The organism is Curvibacter microcysteis (assembly GCF_028649455.1).
In the GTDB taxonomy this organism is placed as follows: domain Bacteria; phylum Pseudomonadota; class Gammaproteobacteria; order Burkholderiales; family Burkholderiaceae_C; genus Curvibacter; species Curvibacter microcysteis.
This window is the reverse complement of record NZ_JAQSIO010000002.1, coordinates 607,594-630,392: the sequence shown is the minus strand read 5'-3', so window position 1 is coordinate 630,392 and position 22,799 is coordinate 607,594. Positions and strand designations below refer to the sequence as shown.

The window sequence follows — 22,799 nt, the reverse complement described above, 5'->3', positions numbered from 1 at the left end:
GGTCTTGGCTACCTGCCATAAACATCCTCAAATCGCACGATGTCGTCTTCACCCAAATAAGTACCGGACTGCACCTCAATCATCTCCAGGGGCAGCTTGCCGGGGTTGTCCAGTCGGTGCTTTTCACCCAGGGGGATGTAGGTGGACTGGTTCTCCGCCACCAAATACACCTCACTCCCACGGGTGACGCGGGCCGTACCCTGCACCACAATCCAGTGTTCAGCACGGTGGTGGTGCATTTGCAAAGACAAGCTCGCGCCCGGCTTGACCACAATGCGCTTGACCTGAAAGCGCTCTCCCATGTCCACGCTGTCGTACCAACCCCAGGGGCGGTGCACCTTGCGGCTGCTGCTGGCTTCAGCCCGGCCCTTGGCCTTCAACTGGGTCACCACGTCTTTCACCTTTTGGATGTGGGCTTTGCTGGCCACCAGCACAGCGTCTGCCGTTTCAACCACCACGACATCGTCCAAGCCCACGCAAGCCACCAAGCGTGAATGGGCCATGACCAAGCTGTTCTTGGTGTCGATGGCCAGGGCGTCACCCACCAGGGCGTTACCTTGTTCGTTTTTGGGGCTGATGTCCCACACCGCACTCCACGCGCCCACGTCCGACCAGTTGGCCGCCAGGGGCACCACTGCAACTTCACCCGTGTTGTGCGCGGCGCTGGCCAAGCGTTCCATCACGGCATAGTCAATCGAGTCGGACGGTGACGTGGCAAAGGCAGCCTTATCAGGGCGCACAAAGTCGGCATCGGCCTGGCGGGCATCAAACGCGGCTTGACAGGCGCTGTGCATGGCCGCTTGCAGTTGCTGCATCTTTGCCAGCCACACAGAAGCCTTGATGACAAAAATGCCGCCGTTCCAAAAGAATTCACCACTGTCCAGGTAAGCCTGGGCAGTTTCAGCATTGGGCTTCTCGACAAATTCGGCCACGGCAAAGCCGGTGCTACCCGCAAGGGCCGCACCACGGCGGATGTAGCCGTAACCGGTTTCAGGCGCCGTCGCCTGGATGCCAAAAGTCACCAGCTTGCCAGCCTCGGCCAGCGGCACAGCCGCAGCCACTGCAGCTTGAAAGGCTGCAGCGTCTTGAATCACATGATCTGCCGGCATGACCACCATGACGGGGTCAGCGCCATCCGCCCGTGCGGCCAATGCGCCTAAGGTCAAAGCCGGGGCCGTGTTGCGGCCCATGGGCTCCAGCACCAGGGCGGCTGGCTTCACGCCCACGGTGCGTAATTGCTCAGCCAGCAAAAAGCGGTACTCATCATTACCCACCAGTATGGGGGCCACCAAGGTGGCGCCGTCGCCCTGCCCCACTCCAGCCAGCCGCAACGCCGTATCTTGTAAGAGCGTGTGTTGGCCCACCAGCTTCAGCAGCTGCTTGGGGTAATGCTCACGCGACAAAGGCCACAAGCGGCTGCCAGAGCCACCACACAAAATGACGGGTTGCACCAAAACGGTCATTACTTTCTTTCCAATAGCGCTTGAATCAATACAAAGATTTAGCAGCAGCAGCAAAGCCTCTTTGGCCATGCACACTCCAACTAACCAGCAGGCCATAGGCCTTAAACAAAAAAGCAGGTGGGCCTGTTAAGAACAAGCTCCGTCTGGCAATGCACGCAGCCTGTCAGGCAGTTTCACCGAGGGAGATGTGTACTTGCGGGCACGGCAACTCAAATCACGAGTCTGCTTTGTTTGGGTGACTTGACCACGGCCCTCGGCAGCGACGGCAGCATTCAAAGCCAACTCGGCAGACATGGGTCGCAAGATCAGGGCCCGGTCAAAGCGCTGATAAGCCTGACTGTAAAAGTCGCGTGACACATCGGGCACCGCCCGGGCTTGAACGGCGTAATGGCCAAACAGCAAGCCCAATTGGCTGTGCAGCAAAGCGTCATCAGGGGTGTGGGCCAGGCCCTCAGACAAGCTGTCGCGCCACTTCACCATGTCGGCCAGAGGCAAGCGGGTGCCCCTGGTCGTCCATTGAGTAATTTCGGCACGGGCTTTGGCGGTGGCCAGGTCGGCCAGGGTGGCGGGCACCAAGGTGTTCAGCGACGCCAGCACCAGCACACCCAGTGCCAGCAGCAGACCCATCCGCAACCAAGACTGGGGGCGCAGGTGTTTCATGTCAGCCCAATCCCAAAATGCTGGCGGGGGTGGTGGTAAACAGCCGGTCCGCGCGCTTGGCGCCATATTCGCTGGCAACCAGCTGACGCGCTTGGGCCAGGTGTGGCGGGCGTGAATCCAAATTGTGCGCATCGCTGGCCACCACGGCCACGGCGTCTTGCTCCATCAAGGCCCAGGCCGCTTTTTGCGACGCCTTGCCAAACTGGCCCAACAGCGACCCACCCGTCACCTGCAGCCAACAACCCGCTGCCAAATACGGTTGGATGCGATCCACATCGGCCATGACGTGCTTGTTGCGCTCGGGGTGGGCAATCAAGGGGCGAATGCCCATCTCCAGCAGGCGGTACACAAAGCCCACACCCCAGCCTGGCAGGCCCTGGTGCGGAAACTCCAGCAGCAAAATCTTCAGGCCTTTGACCTCGCCCAAAAACGGCACCTCGTGGTCCATCAACTGGGCCAAAGACTCGTCTGAGGCGCGCATTTCACCTCCCAGGTGCACCTTCAGTGCAATGCCATGCTCGTCCAACGCTTGCTGAAACGCGGCCACATGCAAGGCTATGACGGACTTTTGGTTGGGGTAGCGCCCCGGGTGAAAATGCGGCGTCATGGCACTGGCCGTGATGCCGTCGGCCACCGCCGCACGGGCCAGGCCCAGCGCCTCTTGCAAGTTGCGGGCACCGTCGTCCACGCCATGCAAAAAGTGGCAATGCAGGTCAATCAGGCCGTGGGCGGGGGCGGTGCTCATGCGGGCTTAAGCCTTCTTCTTTTGGGGCTTGGTTTGGCCTTCGGGCTCGCTGCCATACACCTCGCCGTAGCCGCCCGCGTAGGCGCCCTTGCCATAGCCGTACTTGCCATAACCCGAGTATTCACCGTGGTAGCGCTCGGCCTTGGCAAAGTCAAAGCGGTTCAGCACCACACCCATGATGTCGCCGTCGGCCCGACGAATGCGCTGCAGGCCCTTGCGTGCCAACGGGTAAGGGGTGTCACCCGCCTTGACCACATAGATCACGCCCGTGGCGTGCGCGCTGATGACCAGGGCATCGCTCACCAACTCCACCGGGGGCGAGTCGATGACGATCACATCAAAAATGGTAGCCAAGTGGTCCAGTGTGGACTTGAACTTTTGCGACAGCATCAGTTCCAGCGGGTTGGGCGGGATGGGGCCAGAGCCCAGCACGCTCAGGCTGGAGCCTTCCACCGCTTGCAAGCAGTCGTCCAGCTCGGCGGTGCCTGCCACCAGGTTCGACAAGCCCTTGGCGCTGGGCGCCAGGTCCAGACCCTTGGTGATGGCTGGGCGGCGCATGTCCGCATCAATCAACAAAGTGCGCTTGGTTTGGGCATGCGCCAAGGCCAGGTTGATCGAGAAGGTGGTTTTGCCCTCGCCCGGCAGGCTGGACGTCACCAGCAAAATGCGGTTGGGCACGTCAATGGCCGACAGCAGCACGCCGGTGCGCGCGGTGCGCACGGCTTCAGAGTAGATGGACCTGGGGTTGTCGATGAACAGGCGCGCACTCGACACGCGGTCCGTGTCGCCCTTATCCAGCAGGGGCAAAGTGGTCAGCAACGGGGCCTTGAGCTTGGCTTCCACGTCGTCCGTGGTCTTGATGCTGTTGTCCAGACGGTCCAGCAGCAAAGACACCAGCACGCCAATGAACAAACCCAACACAAAGGCAATGCCAATCATTTGTGCCTTTTGGGGTTTCACGGGCTTGGTGGGCACCACAGCGGTGTCCACCACACGGGCCACAGCGCTTTGCAAGTCGCCAGACACATTGGTCTCTTTGGCCCGCTTCATGAACATGTCGTAGATCTGCCGGTTCGAATCGGCCTCGCGCTCCAACACACCCAACTCAAACTCTTTGCGGTTCAGGTTTTGGATGGAGCCACGGGCAGAATTCAGTGTGCCTTCCAGCGCACGCTCAGTGCCTACTGCCACCTCGTATTCACGGGTGACACTGCCCACCACCGTGTCCACCTGGCGCTTGACATTTTCACGCGCGCTCTTCAGTTGCGCTTCTGCGGCCACGTACTTGGGGTGCTCAAAGCCATAGCGTTGCGACACCTCAGACATATTGCGTTCAGCGTCGGCTTGTGACTTAAGCGCGTCAGACACATTGCTGTTGCGCACCACAGCCGGCAGGCTGCTGAAGTCGCCATTCTTGCCCACCGACTTGATTTGGTTGTACGCGTTCTCCGCCTCAGCCCGGCGCAGGCGGGTTTCCACCAGGCGTTGGGTCACTTCTTCAATTTGCTTGCCCGCACCGCTTTGGCTAGTGCCCTTGACGTCCACAATGCCCGCCTTCTCGCGGTAGTTTTGCAGGCCACGCTCAGATTCGTCCAGCTTGCTCTTCAAGGACGACAAACGCTCTTGCAGCCAACCGCTGGCCTGCTTGGTCATTTTGTAGCGGGCGTCCAGGTCATTTTCGATGTAGGTGTTGGCCACCGTGTTGGCCACCAGGGCCGACAAGGCCGGACTGGTGGACTCAAAACTGACCTTAGCCAACTGGCTCAAGCGCACGGGTTCGATACTCAGTTGCCTAGAGAACTTACCGTACACCGCATCCGCCAAGGCCGCATCGGTCCATTCTTTGGGCTCAGCCGTCTCGCTGATGCCCAGCTTTTCTTGCAGCTCTTGCAGCTTGCCCTTTTCTTTCAGGCGCGGGTCAAACTCGGGGTAGTCCCACAGCTTGGCGGCCTGGATGGCGCGCATGGACACCTCGCGCGACTTGATGATCTCGACCTGGGTCTGAAAGTACTCTCGGTTTTGCGACATGCCCGAGTACACGTCTTCAATCGACACCACTTTGTTCTTGTTGGACTCGATCAGCACCGTGGTGGTGGCCTTGTACACAGGGGTCAAGGCGAAAACAACCACGCCCGCCAGCAGGGCGACCAACAAGCCAAAGCCCAGAATGGCCCATTTTCTTTTGGTGATGCTGCGCCAGTACTCCAGCAGGTCCAGCTGGTTGGCCTGGTCTTCCGGGTCATGCAGCGAGATGTTTTTGTGCTTGTGCGCTGGCTCGGCGGGGTTGGTGGCGGCGGTCAAGGGCATGTGTGACAGACTTCAATTCAATCAACAAGCACCCCGAAGGGTGCTTGCTTGTATTAACAAAACAGGGGGACTCAGGCTTCAGTCAAACGGGCTGGCGGTGGGGCTTATTTAGAAAAAGCTTTCTTCCACCGTCAAAATATCACCGGGGCCAATCACCGAGTTCAAATCCACTTTTTGCGGCTTTTGGCTGACATCGTCTTCGCGGATGACATGGATTTTGTTCAACGCGGCCCGCTCTTTGAAGCCACCCGCCAACGATGCCGCCTTGCGCACCGTCAAGCCGGGCTGGTAGGGGTAGCCACCAGGCTTTTCCACCATGCCGTTCACGTAAAACGGGCGGTACTCGTCAATTTGAACTGACACCTTGGGGTTGACCAAGATGCGACCCTTCAGGCCCGCCACGATGATGGCCTCCAGGTCGCCCACGGTGCGGCCAAACACCTTGATCTCACCAATGGCCGGAAAGCTGACCGTGCCCGCATCCGTCAAGCGGATTTTTTCGCGGGTGAACTCGTCCTCACCCAGCACGCGGATGCTGATCACATCACCCGCGGCCAGCTTGTAAGACGACAAGGCCGACACACGGGCTTGCTGCGGCGTGAGCTGGTAAGCAGTGGCATCGCCCCCCGCAGGGGCTGGGGCCGAGCCCGATTGGGCCTGAGCGCCCAGCGCCAGCAAGCCGCAAACCAGCCCCACTCCGATTTTGACCACCGGCGCGCGGCCAGCTTTTGTTTGTCTCAACATCACGCAGCAAACCCCTGTTTAAATTACAAAGTACCTTGGATCGAAACGTAGGTCACGTTGCGATTGAAGTTAAAGGTATTTTGGTTGGACGAGCGATCGGTGTAGGTGTACTCCGCACCAGCGCGCCAGTTGCGGCCCAGTTCGTAGAAGGCACCAATGCCGACGTTGTTGGTGGTGTCGGTGCGGCCAGCGCCCGAGAAGTCGGTCTTGACCGTGCCCACAGAAGCGCGGCTGCTCAGGTTGCTGGCCCAGCGGTGGTTCCACTGCAGGCTGGTGGCCGTGTTCATCAGGTAGTTACCCACACCGGTCGAGTCCGCCGGGGCCTTGCTGGTGATCAGGTCAAAGGTCGAATAGGTGAGCGGCGACCAGCGCAGGCCACCTTCCCACGACACGCCCGTGGCCTTGATCGGTGCGTTAGAGAACTTCTTCTCTGCGTAACCAATTTTGAAAGTGCCCGAGGTCTTGGCCGTGGCTTCCCAGGTGGCGCCCACGTAGTAGCGTCGATCGGTGTTGGTGCTGATCGTGGCGGTCTTGTAGTCCGCATTGGTTTGGCGCAGCTCAAAAATCATCGAGGTACGCGGCATCACACGGTAGAAGAAGCGGCCCGACACGGTGGTCAAGTCGGTGTCAAAGCTGGCGGTGACGTCACGATTGTTTTGGTAACGCTTTTGAACGTAGTTACCTTCCAATTCCACCCGGCCTTGCGCCTGGGGCGCGCCATAGGCCAACAGCGCACGGGCCGTGGGGGCCGTCCAACGGTTGGGGGTGTTGACGGTCACGCTGGTCGAGCCGCGGGCGTCGGTTTGGTCCACATAACCCAAGTCCCAACCCAGGCGGGTACGGCTGTCAAAGTAGTTGTCGCCAGCCAGGTCGAAAAAGTGGTGGTTGAAGTTGTCAGCGCTGCTGCCGGTGTACTTGGTGTAGTTGCCAGCGTAACGCAGGGTGTAGCGGTCGCCGGCCTTCTTCAGCTCGCCCACCACTTCGGGTTGCACCGAGTAGAAGTTGCTGGAGATGGCGCCGGTGTTGACACCCGACACGTTGCTGTTGTGACCCAGGCCACCAGTGGCCGAGGTGTAAACGTAAATGCCGTTGTCAAAACGAATCGGCAGGCCATTGGTGGCCGAGGTCAAGATGCGCTCTTGCGTGGCGTCACGGCGGCCAATGCCAGCCAGCTCATACGAGGGCGTGGCCGACAGTTGGCTGGAGCTGCCCGTTGTGCCCGGGGCGTTGAACAAACCACCCAGGGTGCCGCCATTGGAGGCTGGGGCCGTGTTGGTGGCCGCAGGGGTGGTGGTGCTGGCTGCAGCGTCGTTGCTTGCAGCTTGCTGAGCCTGGGCCAACGAAGCGATGGACAGGGAGGCGGCCGCCAGGGCCAAGGGGTGCAGGAAGAATTTTTTCATGTTGGGGACGTCCAAGGTTGGTTGATGTTTCCGGGGCCGTGGGCTGGCCTCGCCTCGCCTGAAACCATCTGGTACGCACAGATGTATCTGGATGTTATCACGCACCGTCAAAATTTTCGCGTTTACCCTAATAATCCGGCTCTAACGCAATGTGACAAACTTGTAATTAATCGGCCTGAGATTCTAAGTTAGGCCTTCCGGGGCCGGCTGTCATCAGCAGCACATCACCCAATCGGGGTATCCTGACCAAACAGGGCGCGGTTAAATCAACTTAAACTGATGCACAAAACATCAGTTCAATCAGTTTTAAAGAGAACTCTGCACCGTGGCGGCTGCGCAGTTGCATTTTTGGCAAAGTCACCAAGTTGGTGCGTTGGCGGGCAGGTCTTAGCGCGGCGGGGGGTCAGCGGCACGGTTTGGCAAGCCAGTGGTTCAAACGGCGCCGAAATTGTCGCCAAGCTACAACAGTGGGTGAAGCCCCAGCAAGCTTGCTGACGACCATCAAGCCTGCACCCGGCCCGCTCTGGACAAAGCAGGCACTACGCGATCAAGCGCAGCCCCCCTGCGCAGCACTTTCAGCAGTGCGAAGACCAGCGGTCAAACCGCCGCCGCCAGCGACCTGACGTGTACGCGCATTGCGATACTTCCAAGCGACATTGGACGCACATTCAAAGCTCAGCATCGATTAACTTGCATCAGTTTACAGAAAACCTATTGATGCGCGGGCATTTGACAGGCTTATTCAGCCCTGATTTTAAACAAATGATATTCACCCAACAATGAATAAATCAGCCCCAAAAATAAAAACCATTGAAAATCAGAAACGAGCCATTCATTTGAATGGCCTTCAAATACCCCAAGCCCAAGCGGGCAGCCCCACCCACCAGGGCGACTTGATGCCCCCGCACCACAGCCGGGGTGCCAAAGCTGGGGTGGCACGGTTCGCGCTTAACCGGCGTGTGCAATTGGCGCTATCCTTGGCGCGGCAGCTTTTACCCAGTGCAAGCGCCACCGGCCCTGGCGCGCCTGCGCTGGCCAGCCGCTTTCTGACGACTTTTTAGCCCTTTCTCTTTCCCTTCCCATACGCGGCATGCCCGGCCTCAACGCCCCCGTCCGTCACAGCGACTGCCCCACCCTGCCCTGGTCGGCGGGCCAGCGCTTGGCCAGCCCTGCGCTGCGCCGCTGGGTGGCAGCCGGCCTGGCCAGCGCCTTGGTGCTGGTGTTGGCCTTGGGGGCCTGGACCTGGGCGCAGGCCGGGGTGGTGGATTTTTCGCGCAACCTGCTGAGTTGGGCCGACCGCCAATGGGGCCCTGATGCGCCCGCCCGCTTGCTGACCTGGCAGCGCATCGTGCGCGATTCGCTGCAGGCCAAAGAGGCGGGCCGGATGGAGCTCACCAGCCAACTGGCCCGGTCCAATGATTTTTTCAACCAGGTGCCGTATTACTCTGACCGGCAACACTGGGGCATGGACGATTACTGGGCCACCCCTGTCGAGCTGCTGGGCAGCCTGGGTGGCGACTGCGAGGATTACGCCGTGGCCAAGTACCTGATGCTCAAAGAGCTGGGCGTGCCCATTGAGCGCCTGCGCATCACCTACGTGCGCGCCCTGCGCCTGAACGAGGCGCACATGGTGCTGGCCTATTACCCCACGCCCGACGCTGACCCGCTGATCCTGGACAACCTGAACCCCGTCATCCGCCCCGCCTCACAGCGCACCGACCTGGAGCCGGTCTACAGCTTCAACGACGACGACCTGTGGCTGGCCAATGGGCTGACGCGCAAGGGCGGCTCCAGCCAAGTGCGTTTGTGGAAAGACATGCTGGCCAAAATGGCGCGCGAACAGCAGATGTAAAAAACACGGCCCAGCCGCAGCGGCTGGGCGCCCAAAGGCACGAGCACCTGGCCTTTGCCGGGCGCCAGCCTTCAGCCCAGGCGGCGCATCAACATGGGCAGGACCCAACTGGCCAGGCCCACCACGCGGCGCGGGCCCATCAGCAAAAACATGCCGGCAGCGGCAGCCACCAACAGCGGCTGGCGGGTCAAAGTCCGCATCAACTGGCTGCGCGGAAACCCGTCGCCCGCCCTGTCGCCGCTCGCGCTGGCGGGGCCTTCGGCTTGCAAGGTGGCAATGGCGGCTTGGATGCGCCGGGTTTGGCGCAGCAGGCGTTGGCGCTCGATGCGCTCCAGCAACTGGCCTTTGCGCTCTTCAGGGCTTGGCGGCCTGGGGGCTTCGCGGCCAGGCAGGCCGGTCGAGCTGGATTGGGTAGAAGGGGTCGAGGAGGTGGAGGCGTCGCGGCTCATAAACCGTCCTTCAGTTCGTGCCAGTCACGCAGCAACTCGCGCCGGGTCAAGGCAAACGCCCGGTGCCCCGCGCGCAGCGCCTGCACCAGGGCCAGCGCCAGGCCCAGCCACAGCAGCAGCCAGACCCCAGCCACCGACCAGGCCACGGTGACACGCCAAGGCGTGTCCCAAAACTGCACCATGACCGCGGCCGACAAGACGATCAACACCACCGAGGTCAGCACCGCGCCCAGCACGGCCAGCAGCACGATGCGCTGCAGGCGCTGCTTTTCTTCGGCCCACTCGATGGTCAGCAGCTCGACCCGGTCTTCCGCCGCCTGGGCCAGGTCGGCCGCACCTTGGCGCACGCGTTGCACGCGCTGGTCCAGCCCCAAAAAGGACAGCCACTTCATGCGCCTGCCCCGGCAGGCCCACGGCGTGGCAGGCGGGGGCCTGCGTCACGCATCAGCGGCGGCCCAGCAAGAAGCCGATCAGGGCGCCCACCGCCAGTGCGGCACCGGCCACGCGCCAGGGTTCGTCGTGGGCATAGTCGTCGGCGGCGCGGGCGGCGTCTCGGGCTTGGCGGGCAGCGTCGTGCGCGGCTTGCACGGCGCTGGCGCGCACCGACTCCAGGCCGGCGTCCATGCGCTCGCGCAGGGCCTTGATTTCAGGCACGGCGTCGAGTTCTTTGCGGGTGATCAGGTTGCGCAGGTCGGCGACCAGGTTGTCGAGCTCCGAGTGGGTCACGGGACGGCTGCTGTCGCTGTTGCTAGAGGCCATGGTTCTCTCCTGATTTCAGGCCCCGGCCAAGCCATATGTCAGCCGATGGGCACAGAGCCATCTTAAACACCCCCACAGACCCGGGATTGACTGCGATCAAAGTAGGGTTGTAAGCAGGTGCAAACCAAATGCCCCAGCAACGCGCTTCGACGACGGGGTGCAGGGCCGGCGCGCACCCCACGGGTGGAGCCAACACCCCGCGCCCCGACGGCCTCAGAGATTGAGCCGGGACCACCAGCGGCCGTCGACTTTCTCCACGATGAGGACCTGAGAGTCCGTCTTGCCGCTCGCGAACGTCACGTCCAAGCGCACCCGCACTTTGTCGCCAGCGCCCCCCACGCGGGTGGACTTGAGCGAGGCGATCTTGTCGCCCTTGTCAGCACTGCGCGCCTGGATCGCGCAGTACATGGTCATTTGGGTTTGCATGACCTCTTGGGTGATCGAAGGCTCCCGAAAGTACTCACTGAAGCGCTTGGGGTCACAGTCCTGCTGGGCCCGGAAGGCGGCCTCGGCGACGCTCTCCGGGGTGCTGCCCGTCAAACCCGAAAACAGACCGCTCAGGCGCCCCCAAAGGGACACCCCATCGGCGTCGGTCTGGTGGCCCTGATCGCCGCCTCGGGGCAGCTTGGCTTGCGCAGCCTCTTGCTCGGCTTGGGTCAGCGCCCGCCAGCCCTGGTCTTGTGCAATCCAGCGAACGGCGCGTTCTTCCGTCGAGAACTGCCCATCGAATTCGGACTTGAAGGGCGCCACCAGGCTCCAGTCCGCACGGTCAGCCCAGAGGATGCGCGCCGTGCCCGGCTGGATGCGCTGGCCCTCCTGCTTGAGCACCGCCTTGGGGTCAAATTTCAGGCTTTCCAAGCCCAAGGTGCTGGCAGCGCAGAGCTGCCGACCCGAGACAAATTGCGCTGCCTTGGGCGTCTTCTCGTAGCGCAACAAACGCGCGCCAAAGAGGCCCTGCTGGACCACAGGATCAGGCCCTGTGTACAGCTCAGCCTGGGTCAAGGCGGTCAACCAATCCACCGCCTGCTGGTTGCCCGCGTCGATGTAAACCGGGCTTTTGGCGTAGTCAAAGTTGCTCAGGCAGGGGCGGTTGAGTTGCTTTTTGGCGTCGGTGGCCAACCAGTCCTTCAGGCCCTCGCGCAGTTCGGCCTCGGTGGCGTCGCGGGAGGCCAGCGCCCACCAGGCCGCGCCACCGCCGCCCAGCACCAACACGGCGGCAGCAGCAACCAGCGCCAAGGTCTTGGGGGTCCATGGGCGCCTTTGGCGCCCCGGGCGGGCACTGGGGGCGCCAGCGCTTGGGGCTGGGGCTGGGGCTGAGGCAATCTGCGCAGCGGCCCCAGCCGCCGAGCGCGGGGGCCGCAAGGTTTCACCGCACTCTTCGCAAAACGTGGCGTCCAGGGCTTGTTCGGTGCCACAGGCATGGCAAAAGCGTTTCATCGGCGACCTCACTCAGACCAAAGATTGGCCGCAGTTCTCGCAGAAACGGTCGCCCGCTTCGACGGGCGCCTGGCAATGGCGGCAGCTCAAGGCGGCCGGTGCCGGGGAAGTGGCCACCACTTGCGGCGCCGCAGTGGGCGCCCCTGGGCTGGTGGGGCCCGGGTTCAGGCGGCCTTGCTCGGCGCGCTCGCGGGCTTCGGCAGCGCGGCGGCGGGCGTCTTCTTGCAATTGGCGGGCGCGCTCCTTGGCGCGTTGAATCTGCTCGCTCAGGCCCGCGTCGGCGCTGGAGACGTCCAGCTCGGCCGTCAAGTGCAAAAACAAGCGGTTCAGCCCCAGGATGAACATGGACAGCAGGCTGGCCGCCACCAAAGCCCCCAAGATGCCCAAGCCAAAACCGGCCCCCAGGAGCAGGCCGTTGTCACCGCCCATGCCGCTCATCGCCCGCATGAGCATGTGCATGCCAAAGCCCTGCAGGTTATTGCTGGCCAGAATGCCCGCGCTCATCCCGCCCACGGTCAGCACGCCAAAGCTGATGAAGCCCACCAGCATCGACGAAATCAAGGTCATCAAGACGGTGTGCAGCACCACGCCCAAAGCGGTTTGCACCAGGCGCTGGGTGGCCAACACGTACAAGGTGGACACCGCATGGCGAATCGACGAGCCCGACCACACGGCGGGCCCCACCATGGCCATCGAGAAGTACAAGGCGGCGTACACAAACGCCACCGTCAGCACCCCGGCGGGCAGGAGCACCGTGATGAGCAAGCTGCCCAGCACCGGGATCTTGCACAGCAACAACGCCACGGCCAACACCAGCAGGCCCACAGCGAGTCCCAGGCCCGCCAGCAAGGCCAGGCACAGCAGCTTGCCTGCCGCGAACAAACCATCCAACAAGGCCGCCGCCATGGGACGGGGCTGGCCCCCCAGAGCCTGGTCCATCAACTGGATGCCCGCCGCCGACAAACCAGAGTGCACCAGCACCAGGGCCAACAGCCCCCCAAGCGCGATGACCACCCCTTGGCCCGTGCTGGCCGAGGCCATGATCAGCAACACCGCTCCCACGGCGGTGACGATCAAAGTGCTCAGCGCCTGCCGGTTCTGCAAGGCCTCGCCGGAGCGCAGCAGCAGCTCCATCAGGCTGGATGCCGCAGGCGTGGCGCGTGTTTCGTTGTGTGACATGGTGTTCCCTCTTTTTTATTCAGTGATTGGCAAAAAATCAGATCAAGCACGGGCCGCCGGCCCCGCGATCAAGGCGTGCGCTGGGTGCGGCTTTCACGGCATTCAGGCACTTGCCCCCAGTGGCCCGGGCAGTGCTTCCAGTTGGCTTGTTCGGTACAGACCACTTTTTGCAAGAAGGGTTGACGCGAGCAGGCCTCCAGATCGCTGCGCAAAGCCCCCAACCATGCGGGTAGCTGCGATGGGTTGGCCGTGGCGGCAGCCCGCGCATTGGCTTCGGCCTGCTGGCGAGCGGCCTCCTGGGCGTGCGCGGCACGCTCTTGCTCGGCCTGACGCGCAGCCGCCTGCTCTTGGGCACGGCGTGCGTCGGCCGCCCGCTTGGCCTCTTCGGCCTGGCGTGCCTCGGCCAGCTTCTTGGCCTTGGCTTGCTCTTGCAGCTTTTTGTCGGCAGCGAGCTTGGCGGCGGCTTTGTCGGCGTCGCTGCTGGGGGCAGCCCCCGCCGCGGCTGTGGTGGCGGTGGCAGTGGGGGTGGCCGAGGCGGTGGTTGGGGCAGGCGCCGCCTCAGTGGGGGCCGGGCTGGCGGGCGGCACGGCGGCGGCAGATTCGGTCGGCGAGGCGGTGGTCTCTGTCGTTGCCGGGGTCACCGCCGGGCTGGCACTGACCGCTGACGCCGGTGCCGAAACAGGTGCTGCCGACGGCGCTGCCCGCTGCCAAGCCCACCAGCCGCCCCCCGCCGCCAGCACCGCAGCCAATGCGATGGCGCCCAACACCAAGCCACGTCGCGTGTCACCGCCCTGCTCCGTGGCCGTCGAGCTGGGGTTCGGCCCCTCGGCAATCAAGATCTCGGCGGAGCCCGGCTCGGTCTCCGGCGAGGCCTCGGCCGGCGCTGTGGGCGCGCTGGTCACGCTGGCCATGGGCGGCTCGGCAGCTGGCGGAGTGGGCTCAAGAGGCAGGTCGACCGGCTGGGGCATGGGCGCCGCTTCAGGCTCGGCCACTGGAACAGGCGCTGGAGCTGGAACAGGCGCTGGAGCTGGAGCTGGAGCTGGAGCTGGAGCTGGAGCTGGTGCAGGTTCAGGCTCGGGCTCGGGCTCGGGCTCGGGCTCGGGTGGCGGAGCCACGGAGACCACCGGTTCAGGTGCCACCGGCTCGGCCACAGGCCAAGCGGGCGCAGCGGCGGCAACGGCTTTTTCCAGCGCAGGCGCTTGAACCTCGGGGGGCTGGACGGGCGCCAGCGCCTGTTCAATGCCCTGCCCGCAGCCCTTGCAGAAGCGGGCCAACCAACCCACCGGCTGGTTGCAATGGGGGCATGGCTTGGTCTCAGGCGCGGCAGGGGCCGGCGGCACCTTGGCCTCTGCCGGGGCCGGGGCAGCCACAGCGCCCATGGCGGCTGGAACGCGCAAATCCGCGCGGCAGTGCCGACAGAACTTGGCGGTGTCCGCTACTTCTTGGTGGCAGGAAGGGCAATGCACAAAACCTCCGGTATTCGTCTGGGGTCAGAGGTGGACGCCCACCCCTGCGGCGCTGGGGCCACAATGAAAAAACAAGACGAATCGGAATGCAAAACACCACATCCGCCTTGACTCGCGCGGATGTTAAGCAAGGCCCACGGGGTGTTCCATAGAACAGTGTTCTATGTGGCAGAGATACCGCACGGCTGCGCCTACTTCCGTCCGAGGCGCCCCCTAAAATCACCCGCTTGGCATTTTTAATCCACCGTCTGTGTTCAGACGGACCTGGATTCAGCCCCTCGGCCCCGTCTGTTGCCCCATGTCCATCCCTTTGTTTCTTGATCATTTGCGCCGCGCCAGCGCCGCCCGTGATTCATTTGTGGACGGATTGCGGCGCCACGCCCTGAGCCGATTTCACTTTGAATACCCCAGCGTGACAGGCGACGACGCCGAAGACGCCATCAGCCAGACCTTGGCCGATTTGGTAGACGGCAAAATCAAAGGGTTTGAATGTGATGCCCTGCCCCACAGCACCGCTTATGCACAAGCGCTGACGACGTATTTGGCACGGCAAATAGCCCCCCGCAAACTGATCGATTCATGGCGCAAGCAAGCCAAAGACCTGGCCAAGGTATCGATTGATGAATTGATGGACACGCCCCAGGGAGAAGCCTGGCTGCAACGCGAGCTGTATAAATCGCATCAAAATCGCCCACCCGAGGCCTGGGAGTTGGAACACCAATTGCAGCTGTTGAGCCACTGCCTGAACCAATTGAGCGCCCCGCTGCGTTCCGTGGTGCAAGGGCGCTTGGCTGACGAGTCGCAAGCCGAGACCGCCCAGCGCCTGGGCCTGGGCAAGGTGGAGACCGTCAAAAGCCGCATGTTCTCGGCCATCAAGAAGCTGCAGCTGTGCATGAAGAGCCAAGCACCCACCCAAAGCGTGTCGCCATGAGCCTGCCGGACCACGAGCCCCCGCTGCGCCCCGAGGACGACTTGCTGGTCGAGGCGCTTTACCGCCCCCTGAGCGCCACAGAACAAGCCCAGTTGCAAGACGCCGCAGCGGGCCAGCCCTCGCCCAGCCGCCTGGCGGTGCTGGGCGGCTTGGCGCAACTCAAGGCCGAGCAGCAATTTGAAGCCGGCCAAGACGCCGCGCGTCAAGCCTTTGCGCAGCGCCTGGGCGCCCCCGGCGCCGTGAGCCTGCCAAGGCGGCGCCGCTGGCGCGAAGCCCTGGCCCAATTCATGCACCGGCACAGCCTGGCCACGGGCTCCGTGCTGGCGCTGCAGTCCTTGGCCTTGCTGGTGCTGTTGTGGCCCGCCAGCCCGCTCCCGCCGACCGGGGCTGAACAAGGTCTGGAACGCGGCTCGGCCGCCCACTGCGCCCCCTGGTTGGTGCGCTGGCGCGGTGACCTCACGCAGGCAGAGCTGAATCGGGCGCTGCTGCAAAACGGCTGGCAAGTCCTCAGCGGACCGGACAGCCTTGGCCGCTATGGCTTGCAAGCCGGTGGCGATCTGCCGACCCTGCAACACAGCCTGGGGGACCTGGCCCAACAGCTGGAAGCCAACCCCTCATGCCCCGGTGCCCCGGCGCACCCCGACAAGGAAAAACAATGAAGCAATGGTTGGAGAAAGCCGCCGCTTGGTGCGGCCAGCGGGTCAGTGTGGTCTTGATGCTGCTGATGGTGCAGATGGGGGTGGCCTTGGGGCTGATGGCCGCCTGGCAGAGCCCGCCCGCGCGCAGTGCGGACGGTGGCACCCGAGGCGGCGGCGACAGCGCCTGTGGCGCGTTGGAGGTGGCCTTTGCACCGGGGGCCACGGTGCGCGACCTGCGCCGCTGGATGCTGAACTTCAACGCCAACATCGTGCAAGGCCCCAATGAGCGCGGCGCCTTTGAGTTGAACGTCCCCGGTCAGGGGCCGGATGCGGTGCGCGCCAGCCTGGGCGAGCTGGCGGACGCCGTGCAGAGCAACCCGCTGTGCACGGTTCAGCCATGAAGGGGCTGGCAAGCACCCGGCCACGCCTGCCCACGGCCACTTTGGGGCCGGACGTGCTGATGGGCGCCATCAGCGCCGTGGTGTTTTTCAATGAATACCTGTCGATGGCCAGTTCGGCCACCCCCGCCAAGCTGGCAGCCGGGGTGCCCAACTGGGTCAGCCTGACCAGCTTGCGCTGCGTCGCGGCGGTGATGGTGGCGGTGTTCATCGCGCAGCTGCTGTCCCAGGTGCCCAAGCATTTGGCGGGCCCACGGGCCACCCCCATGCTGGTGTATGGCTGGCTGCTCAGCGTGGGCTGGAACTACACCAGTGTCCACACCCTGGGCTTGCAAGGTGTGGTGCTGCTGGGGGCCTGCCTGGTGCTGATGGCCGGCCTGGTCCAGCTGCTGGTGGCCGCCTTGCGCTGGGGCAGCCGGGTCAGCAGCCTGCTGGCCCAATTGGTGGTGGGCGGGACCTTGTTCGCCGGCGGCGTGAGCATGATCAGCAGCGAGATCCAGAAGCTGGCCAGCTGCGCCACCGAGGGCAACTGGCGTGGCCTCGGGGTGGCGGCTTTGGTGGTGGGCTGCAGCCTGGGCTTCAAATACTGGACGGAGAAGGGCCCTCCACAGCGCAAGCGCTGGTCACCCGCCAGCATGCTGGTGGGCCTGGCGGTCGGTTGGTTGGCCTACGCGCTGTGCCTGCGTTTCATGCCCCATCCGGGGCTGTGCCGAACCCTGGGCAGCGTGACGCTGGAGCAAGCCGGGCTGGTCCAGTGGCCCCCGGCAGGCCATCTGCTGGGGCTGCTGCAAGAGCCGGCCTGGCTGCTGACCGTGGTGCTGGGCGGTGCGGGCCTGGGCATCGTGTGCATGGCCGACACCCTGGGCGCCCTGAACAGTTTCAAAGCCCAGGAAACCCCCATCAACATGGACCGAGAGCTGGGCGTGAGCGGTCTGGCCACCCTGCTGTGTGGTGCGCTGTGCCTGCCGCCGGTGGCCATCTCGTTCAGCCGCAGCCAAATGCTGCAGGTCCAGAACAAGCTGGGCCGCCGAGCCCCCTTGTTCCATGGCCTGACCTTGGCCGTCATCCTGGCTTTTGCCCTGCCCGGGGTGGCCGAGCTGCCGCGGGCCGTGCTGGCCGGCTGCGTGGTGCTGGTGGCGCTGGACATGCTGACCGGGGTGCTCACCGATTTGCTGCGCTGGACCCTGCAGACCCAGCGTCCCCAGCCCGTGCTGGGTCGCGCCCTGTTGTTGTTGCTGCTGGTGGTCTGCGTGGGCTTGCTGCTGCACAACTCGGTCTATGGCCTGCTGGCGGGCGCGGTCCTGAGCTGGATCGGGCTGGGCCTGCACCGTCAGCCCCGCCACTGGCGGCTGAGCTGGCGCGAGGGCGAACTGCACCTGCGCTTGACAGGGGCCTGGGGGTTTCAAGCCACGCCCGCGCTGTTGGCGGGCATCTCTCAGGCCGTTCAGTCGGTGCGCGCCGACCTGCCCGTGCGAGGCTGGCGAGTGCACCTGGATCAGGTCAGCCACCTGGACTTTCAGGCCGCCCACCAACTGCACGCAGCCCTGAAGCGCTGGAACCCCCAGCAGCACCCGGTGACCGTGAGCAGCACGGCCACGCCCGAGTCCGTCACGGCGCTGCTGGGCGAGCGCCTGCAGGCTTGATGGCGGCCGGGCGCCGGCCTGACCTGCAAAAAAAGTTCTGCCCAGCAACCAACCTTTTGCGCCGGATGGCGAATAGGGAGTCAGCAGCCCGCCACATCGGTGCGCGCTGCTGACCCCACCCATCCGCATACAAGGAGGTTCCCATGCGCCCCAATACCCTGGCAGAACGCTACCAAACGCTGATCCAAGAAGAACTGGGCCTGATGGCCCACATCGACGAGGACCAAGACGTCATTTTTCGCCACCCCGACCTCGGCAGCCTGTATGTCCGCCTGGACGCGGACAAAGACCCCGAGTACCTGATGCTGGTCTACCCCAGCTTTGCCAACCAGCAAAGCACGGGCCTGGACCTGGTCAGCGCGCTGAATGTGGTCAACGAAGCCAACCGCACTTGCAAGGCCGCCAAGGCTTACCTGATCCCCCGCAGCGAGGACGAAGAAGGCTACCGCCTGAGTGCCACCATCGAGTGCTTTCTGGCGGGCAGCGACCAAGCGCCAGACCCGGCCCTGCTGAAGGCGGTCATGGCGCGCAACTTGAAGGCCCTCCAGCACCTCGTGCAGTGCATTGCCCGAGCCTGCAAAGAACAGCAACAACCACGCGCGTCCTGCCACTGAACACGGCCCCGTCAGCGCTTTGCAGCCAGAACGCCACACCGGGCCTGTTGGCCGGGTGTCGGAGTACTTCTTTGCACATGCAGGTGCTTGATCAATCCGTGCGCTGGCTAAACTCGCATTTATTTACTATTTGTTTCTATTTTTTCATATGAAGCAGTGGCATCGACGGTTTGGGTGGGGGGCGTGGGCTGGCTTGGCCCTGGTGCTGGTGCTCCACCTCTGGGCCCTGTCCGGGGTGCACGCGGCAGAGACCACCGGGCGAAAAGTGGCACTGGTCATCGGCAATGCGGCCTACGCGCCGGTGGTGGCCCTGAAAAACCCGGTGCGTGACGCCGAGCTGATCGCCACCAGCCTGGATCGGCTGGGCTTTGCGGTCACGCTGGTGAAGGACCGCAACCTGCAACAAATGAACCAGGACGTGGAGGACTTCGCGCGCCGCGCCCAAAAAGCCGATCTGGCCCTGGTCTATTACGCCGGGCATGGCCTGGAAGTGGACGGCAACAACTACCTGATCCCGGTGGACCAGTTCCCCAAAGAGGTGAGCGCGGTTCAGTTGAAGACCCGGGGCTTGTCCATCAACTACCTGCAGTCGGTTTTGCAAGGGGCCAACGCCCGGGTGTCCGTGATGGTCATGGACGCCTGCCGAAGCCTGCCCTCGCGCGGCCAAGGAAGCCAAGGGTTTGCCGAGCCGCCCTACGTGCGCGGCAGCTTGCAGCTGTATTCCACCAGCCCAGGCCAAACCGCCCGCGATGGCGAGGGTGAGCACAGTCCCTTCGCCCTGGCCTTCAACCGCAACCTGCTGAACACCCGGCTCTCGCTCAAGGAGTTGGCAGAACAAACCCAGGGCGAGGTCGACGCCAACACCCAGGGCAAACAGCGGCCCTGGCTGGTCAGCGGCTTGGTCGGCGACCTGCGGCTGGATGCGGGCTCGGCCCAGCCCGGCGCCCGCCCGAACCCCAGCGCCAACCCGGTGCTGGCCTCGGCCCGCCCGACGGCGGGCGCGGCGCCTTCGGCCACCAGCCTGCGACGGGGTGAAGGCCCGCCGGACCAACCTTTTCTGCGCCTGGACAGCGGCGGGCACCAAGGGGCGATTTGGGCCCTGGACACCGAGCCCAGCGGACGCTGGGCCGTGACGGCGGGCGACGACAAGACCGTGCGCGTGTGGCAATTGCCCGAAGGCCGGCTGCTCCGGGTGATTCGCCCCCCGCTGGATGAGGGGCTGGAGGGCCGCTTGTTGGCCGTGGCCCTGTCCTCGGACGGCGAGCTGATTGCCACGGGCGGCGCCACCGGCCTCAGTTGGGACGGCGGCGCGTCGGTGTATCTGTTTGACCGGCGCAGCGGCGTGATGCGCCAGCGCCTGGCGGGCCTGCCCGGCGTGGTGTCGGATCTGGCCTTCAGCCCGGATGGCCGCTGGTTGGCGGTGGGCACCACCAGCGACCGGGCTCAGGTGCTGGTGTACAGCCTGGTCACGGAGACCCCGCCGCTGCAATTGACGGCGCCGCTGGACCCGCAAACGCCGACGGTCACCACCAAAGTCACCTGGGCCCAGGATGGCCGACTGGCACTGGCCAGCTCGATCGGGCAGCTGAACACTTACCTGCTGGAGCTGCGCGGTCGCCAGATCGTGGGCGTGCCCCTGCGGGTGCAGGCCGTGTCCAAGATGCCCAGCTACCCCAACACACTGGCGTTTTCGCCCGATGGGCGCTCCTTGGCGGTGGGCTACACCCGGCACCCCGCCAGCGCGGGGGGACCTGCGCCCACACCGGGCAGCGCCGTCGTGGAAGTGCGTGACAGCTACACCCTGCAGCACCAGCTGGTGCTGGACACCGTCGGGCTGGTCAACCAGTTCCCGGCCAAGCTGGCCCAGCTGAACCTGGGGGCCCTGGCCCCCTGGGCCTCGCTGGACCGGGTGGCCTGGAGTGCCGACGGTCGCCAGCTGCTGGGCGTGGGGCAATGGAGTGTGGACGGCCGCACGCTGGCCCGGGTGTGGTCGCGCGACACCGGCCAGGTGCTGAGCAACCGCCCCACTGGCGCCAGCACCGCCTTGGCCGTTCGCCCCCTGGCTGGGGGCCGCTGGCTGCTGGGCTTTGGCGATGGCCAATGGGGTCGGCTCCAGGAAACCGGCAGTTGGACGGCCCTGAGCCCAGCGCCCGGGGCCGACTTGCGGGGCAGTTGCTGCCTGGACAGCTTGCGACTGGACCCCAGCGCCCAGGCCGTGCAGTTCGGCTACGAACTGGCAGGCGGCCAGCCGCTGGTGTTTGACCTCGCTCGACGGCAACTACGGGCAGGCACCTTGCCCCAAGGCCTGGCCCCCTCACAAAACCAGTTGGGCGTGACCCGCTGGCTCAACGACACCCAGCCCACCTTGAACGGACAGCTGCTGAACCTGCGCCCCGAATTGCCGGGCGGGCCCCGCAATGAGCCCAGCAACGCCCTGGCCGAATTGCCCGACCGCAGCGGCTTTGTGCTGGGAACGCAGCTGGGGCTGTACCGGCTGGACACAAACGGCCGAAGGCTGTGGATGCGCGCGCTGCACACCCCGGCCTGGGGCGTGAACATCGACCGCAGCGGCCGCCTCTTGGTGGCCGCCCTGGGGGACGGCACCGTGCGCTGGTACCGCCTGTCAGACGGACAAGAACTGCTGGCCTTGTACGTGCCCCCCGACCGGCAGCGTTGGCTGCTGTGGACGCCCTCCGGTTATTTTGACGCCGCAGCAGGCGCCGACACGCTGGCCGGCTGGCACCTGAACCGCGCGAAAGACCAGGAGAGCGACTTCTTTCCGCTGCAGCAATTCCGCGAGCGCTACCACCGCCCCGACGTGATCAACCAGGTGCTGCGCACCCTGGATGAAGACCAAGCGCTGGAAGTGGCCAACCAGTCCGCGCAGCGGCAAGAGCCCCGTGCGCCGGTGACGCAAGCCCTGCCCCCGGTGCTGGAGCTGGTGACGGGCCCACAGCGCCTGGGCGGCCGCGAGGTGCAGGTGACGCTGCGGGTGCGCAGCCATGCCGACGCCCCCATGCGCCGCCTGCGCGTCTGGGTCAACGGCCAGGCCCTGGCCGCCACGCGCTGGAGCAGCAGCGACGACAGCCAGGGCCAGCGTCAACTGCGCCTGGACCTGGGCCCCAACGACACCAGCTTGCGCCTGCAGGCGGACAACCGCCATGGCAGCAGCTTGCCGTTGAGCCTGACCTTGCCAGGCGCTGCGGAGGGCCAGGAAGCCCGCAGCCGGTCCGCGGCAGAGGCCACACCGGCTGGAGAAGCGGCGCAGCGGCCCAAGCTGTGGCTGCTGGCCGTGGGGGTGTCCACTTTCCAGGACGCTGAGGTGCCGGCCTTGAGCTACGCGCACGCCGATGCACGCTCCTTTGCCGACACCCTGCTGCGCCAGCGCGGCCTGGGCTACCGCGACGTGGAAGCCCGGGTGCTGACCAACGAGGGGGCGGGACGCGACGCCATCCTCAATGGCCTGCAGTGGTTGCAGTCCCAAGTGGCCGAGGGCGATGTGGGGATGCTGTTTTTGGCCGGCCACGGCTTCACCCTGGGCGAGGACCACCGCTACTACTTTGGCTCGCACGATGTGCGGCTCAAGCAACTGCCCGACACCGGCGTGCCCTACAAGGCCATTCAGGACACCTTGCTGTCGCTCAACCTGCGCGGCGGCGGCAGCCGGGCGGTGTTCTTCATTGACACCTGCCATGCGGGGCAGCCGGCCTTGTCGGGCGGGCTGGGCGGCGTGCGGCTGAGCAATGGGGACGCCCTCAACAGCGAACTGGCCCGACCGGACAGCCAGGTGCTGGTCTTCGCCAGCAGCCGCAGCGACCAGTTGAGCTGGGAATACGCCCCCGGTCGCCATGGGGCCTTCACGCATGCCTTGCTGGAAGGGCTGGGCGATGCCTGGAAAGCCGACCCCTACAGCGTGGGCCAGGTCACCTACAAAGGGCTGGATGCCTGGGTCTCGACCCGGGTACCGGCGCTGACCCAAGGTCGCCAAACGCCCAGGCTGATCGCGCCCCCTGGCGGCTTGGACGACTTTGCGCTCGCGCGGCGGCCCAAAGCACGCTGAGCCCTTGCCCAGTGAGCGGTTCTTAGAACGCCTGCGCCCATCGGATGCCATCCA

At 64.7% G+C, this 22,799-nt stretch carries 19 protein-coding genes and 1 pseudogene; 7 read left to right on the top strand and 13 right to left on the bottom strand.

From position 1 onward, the window contains the following. Positions 1 to 8: 8 nt before the first annotated feature. From PSQ39_RS08100 to PSQ39_RS08075, 6 genes are all read right to left on the bottom strand, one after another. On the bottom strand, positions 9 to 1,463 hold the full coding sequence (locus PSQ39_RS08100; RefSeq protein WP_273926227.1) for a mannose-1-phosphate guanylyltransferase/mannose-6-phosphate isomerase: 1,455 nt from the start codon (positions 1,461 to 1,463) through the stop codon (positions 9 to 11). Positions 1,464 to 1,589: 126 nt separating this feature from the next. Continuing rightward, positions 1,590 to 2,123, bottom strand: a complete 534-nt coding sequence (locus tag PSQ39_RS08095) for a hypothetical protein (RefSeq protein ID WP_273926226.1) — start codon at positions 2,121 to 2,123, stop codon at positions 1,590 to 1,592. A 1-nt stretch (position 2,124) separates the two neighbouring features. Continuing rightward, positions 2,125 to 2,868, bottom strand: coding sequence for a tyrosine-protein phosphatase (locus PSQ39_RS08090; protein ID WP_273926225.1), 744 nt, complete (start codon positions 2,866 to 2,868; stop codon positions 2,125 to 2,127). 6 nt (positions 2,869 to 2,874) lie between these two features. Further along, positions 2,875 to 5,175 (bottom strand): GumC family protein, encoded by a 2,301-nt coding sequence (locus PSQ39_RS08085; RefSeq protein WP_273926224.1) that lies wholly within the window; start codon positions 5,173 to 5,175, stop codon positions 2,875 to 2,877. A gap of 108 nt (positions 5,176 to 5,283) precedes the next feature. Then, positions 5,284 to 5,919 (bottom strand): polysaccharide biosynthesis/export family protein, encoded by a 636-nt coding sequence (locus tag PSQ39_RS08080; RefSeq protein ID WP_273926222.1) that lies wholly within the window; start codon positions 5,917 to 5,919, stop codon positions 5,284 to 5,286. A 23-nt stretch (positions 5,920 to 5,942) separates the two neighbouring features. Continuing rightward, on the bottom strand, positions 5,943 to 7,319 hold the full coding sequence (locus PSQ39_RS08075) for an outer membrane beta-barrel protein (protein WP_273926221.1): 1,377 nt from the start codon (positions 7,317 to 7,319) through the stop codon (positions 5,943 to 5,945). A gap of 1,090 nt (positions 7,320 to 8,409) precedes the next feature. On the opposite strand from PSQ39_RS08075, the gene PSQ39_RS08070 reads away from it, so the two are divergent. After that, positions 8,410 to 9,171 carry a transglutaminase-like cysteine peptidase gene (locus tag PSQ39_RS08070; protein WP_273926220.1) on the top strand — a complete coding sequence of 254 codons (762 nt, stop codon included), beginning with the start codon at positions 8,410 to 8,412 and terminating at the stop codon, positions 9,169 to 9,171. A gap of 71 nt (positions 9,172 to 9,242) precedes the next feature. Here the strand turns inward: PSQ39_RS08070 and PSQ39_RS08065 are convergent, their stop codons facing one another. The 7 genes and pseudogenes from PSQ39_RS08065 to PSQ39_RS21765 all read right to left on the bottom strand — a co-directional run. Further along, positions 9,243 to 9,620 carry a hypothetical protein gene (locus PSQ39_RS08065; protein WP_273926218.1) on the bottom strand — a complete coding sequence of 126 codons (378 nt, stop codon included), beginning with the start codon at positions 9,618 to 9,620 and terminating at the stop codon, positions 9,243 to 9,245. Then, the gene (locus PSQ39_RS08060) at positions 9,617 to 10,012 is read right to left on the bottom strand and encodes a phage holin family protein (protein WP_273926216.1); all 396 of its coding nucleotides are present in this window, start codon (positions 10,010 to 10,012) and stop codon (positions 9,617 to 9,619) included. Before PSQ39_RS08060 ends, PSQ39_RS08065 begins: the two co-directional genes overlap by 4 nt. Before the next feature lie 52 nt (positions 10,013 to 10,064). Next, on the bottom strand, positions 10,065 to 10,379 hold the full coding sequence (locus PSQ39_RS08055) for a DUF883 domain-containing protein (protein ID WP_273926215.1): 315 nt from the start codon (positions 10,377 to 10,379) through the stop codon (positions 10,065 to 10,067). 213 nt (positions 10,380 to 10,592) lie between these two features. Next, on the bottom strand, positions 10,593 to 11,816 hold the full coding sequence (locus tag PSQ39_RS08050) for a zinc ribbon domain-containing protein (protein ID WP_273926213.1): 1,224 nt from the start codon (positions 11,814 to 11,816) through the stop codon (positions 10,593 to 10,595). A gap of 12 nt (positions 11,817 to 11,828) precedes the next feature. Next, the gene (locus PSQ39_RS08045; protein WP_273926212.1) at positions 11,829 to 12,995 is read right to left on the bottom strand and encodes a zinc ribbon domain-containing protein; all 1,167 of its coding nucleotides are present in this window, start codon (positions 12,993 to 12,995) and stop codon (positions 11,829 to 11,831) included. 68 nt (positions 12,996 to 13,063) lie between these two features. Beyond that, positions 13,064 to 13,963, bottom strand: coding sequence for a hypothetical protein (locus PSQ39_RS08040; RefSeq protein WP_273926210.1), 900 nt, complete (start codon positions 13,961 to 13,963; stop codon positions 13,064 to 13,066). Between the two features lie 291 nt (positions 13,964 to 14,254). Beyond that, positions 14,255 to 14,461: pseudogene (locus PSQ39_RS21765) on the bottom strand (double zinc ribbon domain-containing protein); the annotation flags it as partial. A gap of 298 nt (positions 14,462 to 14,759) precedes the next feature. Here PSQ39_RS21765 and PSQ39_RS08035 point away from each other — a divergent pair. The 6 genes from PSQ39_RS08035 to PSQ39_RS08010 all read left to right on the top strand — a co-directional run bounded on the left by PSQ39_RS08035 (position 14,760) and on the right by PSQ39_RS08010 (position 22,745). Next, positions 14,760 to 15,392, top strand: a complete 633-nt coding sequence (locus PSQ39_RS08035) for an RNA polymerase sigma factor (protein ID WP_273926208.1) — start codon at positions 14,760 to 14,762, stop codon at positions 15,390 to 15,392. Beyond that, positions 15,389 to 16,051, top strand: coding sequence for a hypothetical protein (locus PSQ39_RS08030; RefSeq protein ID WP_273926207.1), 663 nt, complete (start codon positions 15,389 to 15,391; stop codon positions 16,049 to 16,051). The genes PSQ39_RS08035 and PSQ39_RS08030 overlap by 4 nt, the downstream gene beginning before the upstream one ends. Continuing rightward, the gene (locus tag PSQ39_RS08025) at positions 16,048 to 16,431 is read left to right on the top strand and encodes a hypothetical protein (protein ID WP_273926205.1); all 384 of its coding nucleotides are present in this window, start codon (positions 16,048 to 16,050) and stop codon (positions 16,429 to 16,431) included. The genes PSQ39_RS08030 and PSQ39_RS08025 overlap by 4 nt, the downstream gene beginning before the upstream one ends. After that, positions 16,428 to 18,071 carry a SulP family inorganic anion transporter gene (locus tag PSQ39_RS08020; RefSeq protein WP_273926203.1) on the top strand — a complete coding sequence of 548 codons (1,644 nt, stop codon included), beginning with the start codon at positions 16,428 to 16,430 and terminating at the stop codon, positions 18,069 to 18,071. The genes PSQ39_RS08025 and PSQ39_RS08020 overlap by 4 nt, the downstream gene beginning before the upstream one ends. Positions 18,072 to 18,214: 143 nt before the next feature. After that, positions 18,215 to 18,685 (top strand): hypothetical protein, encoded by a 471-nt coding sequence (locus PSQ39_RS08015; RefSeq protein ID WP_273926202.1) that lies wholly within the window; start codon positions 18,215 to 18,217, stop codon positions 18,683 to 18,685. A gap of 148 nt (positions 18,686 to 18,833) precedes the next feature. Then, on the top strand, positions 18,834 to 22,745 hold the full coding sequence (locus PSQ39_RS08010) for a caspase family protein (RefSeq protein WP_273926201.1): 3,912 nt from the start codon (positions 18,834 to 18,836) through the stop codon (positions 22,743 to 22,745). Positions 22,746 to 22,799 lie beyond the last annotated feature (54 nt).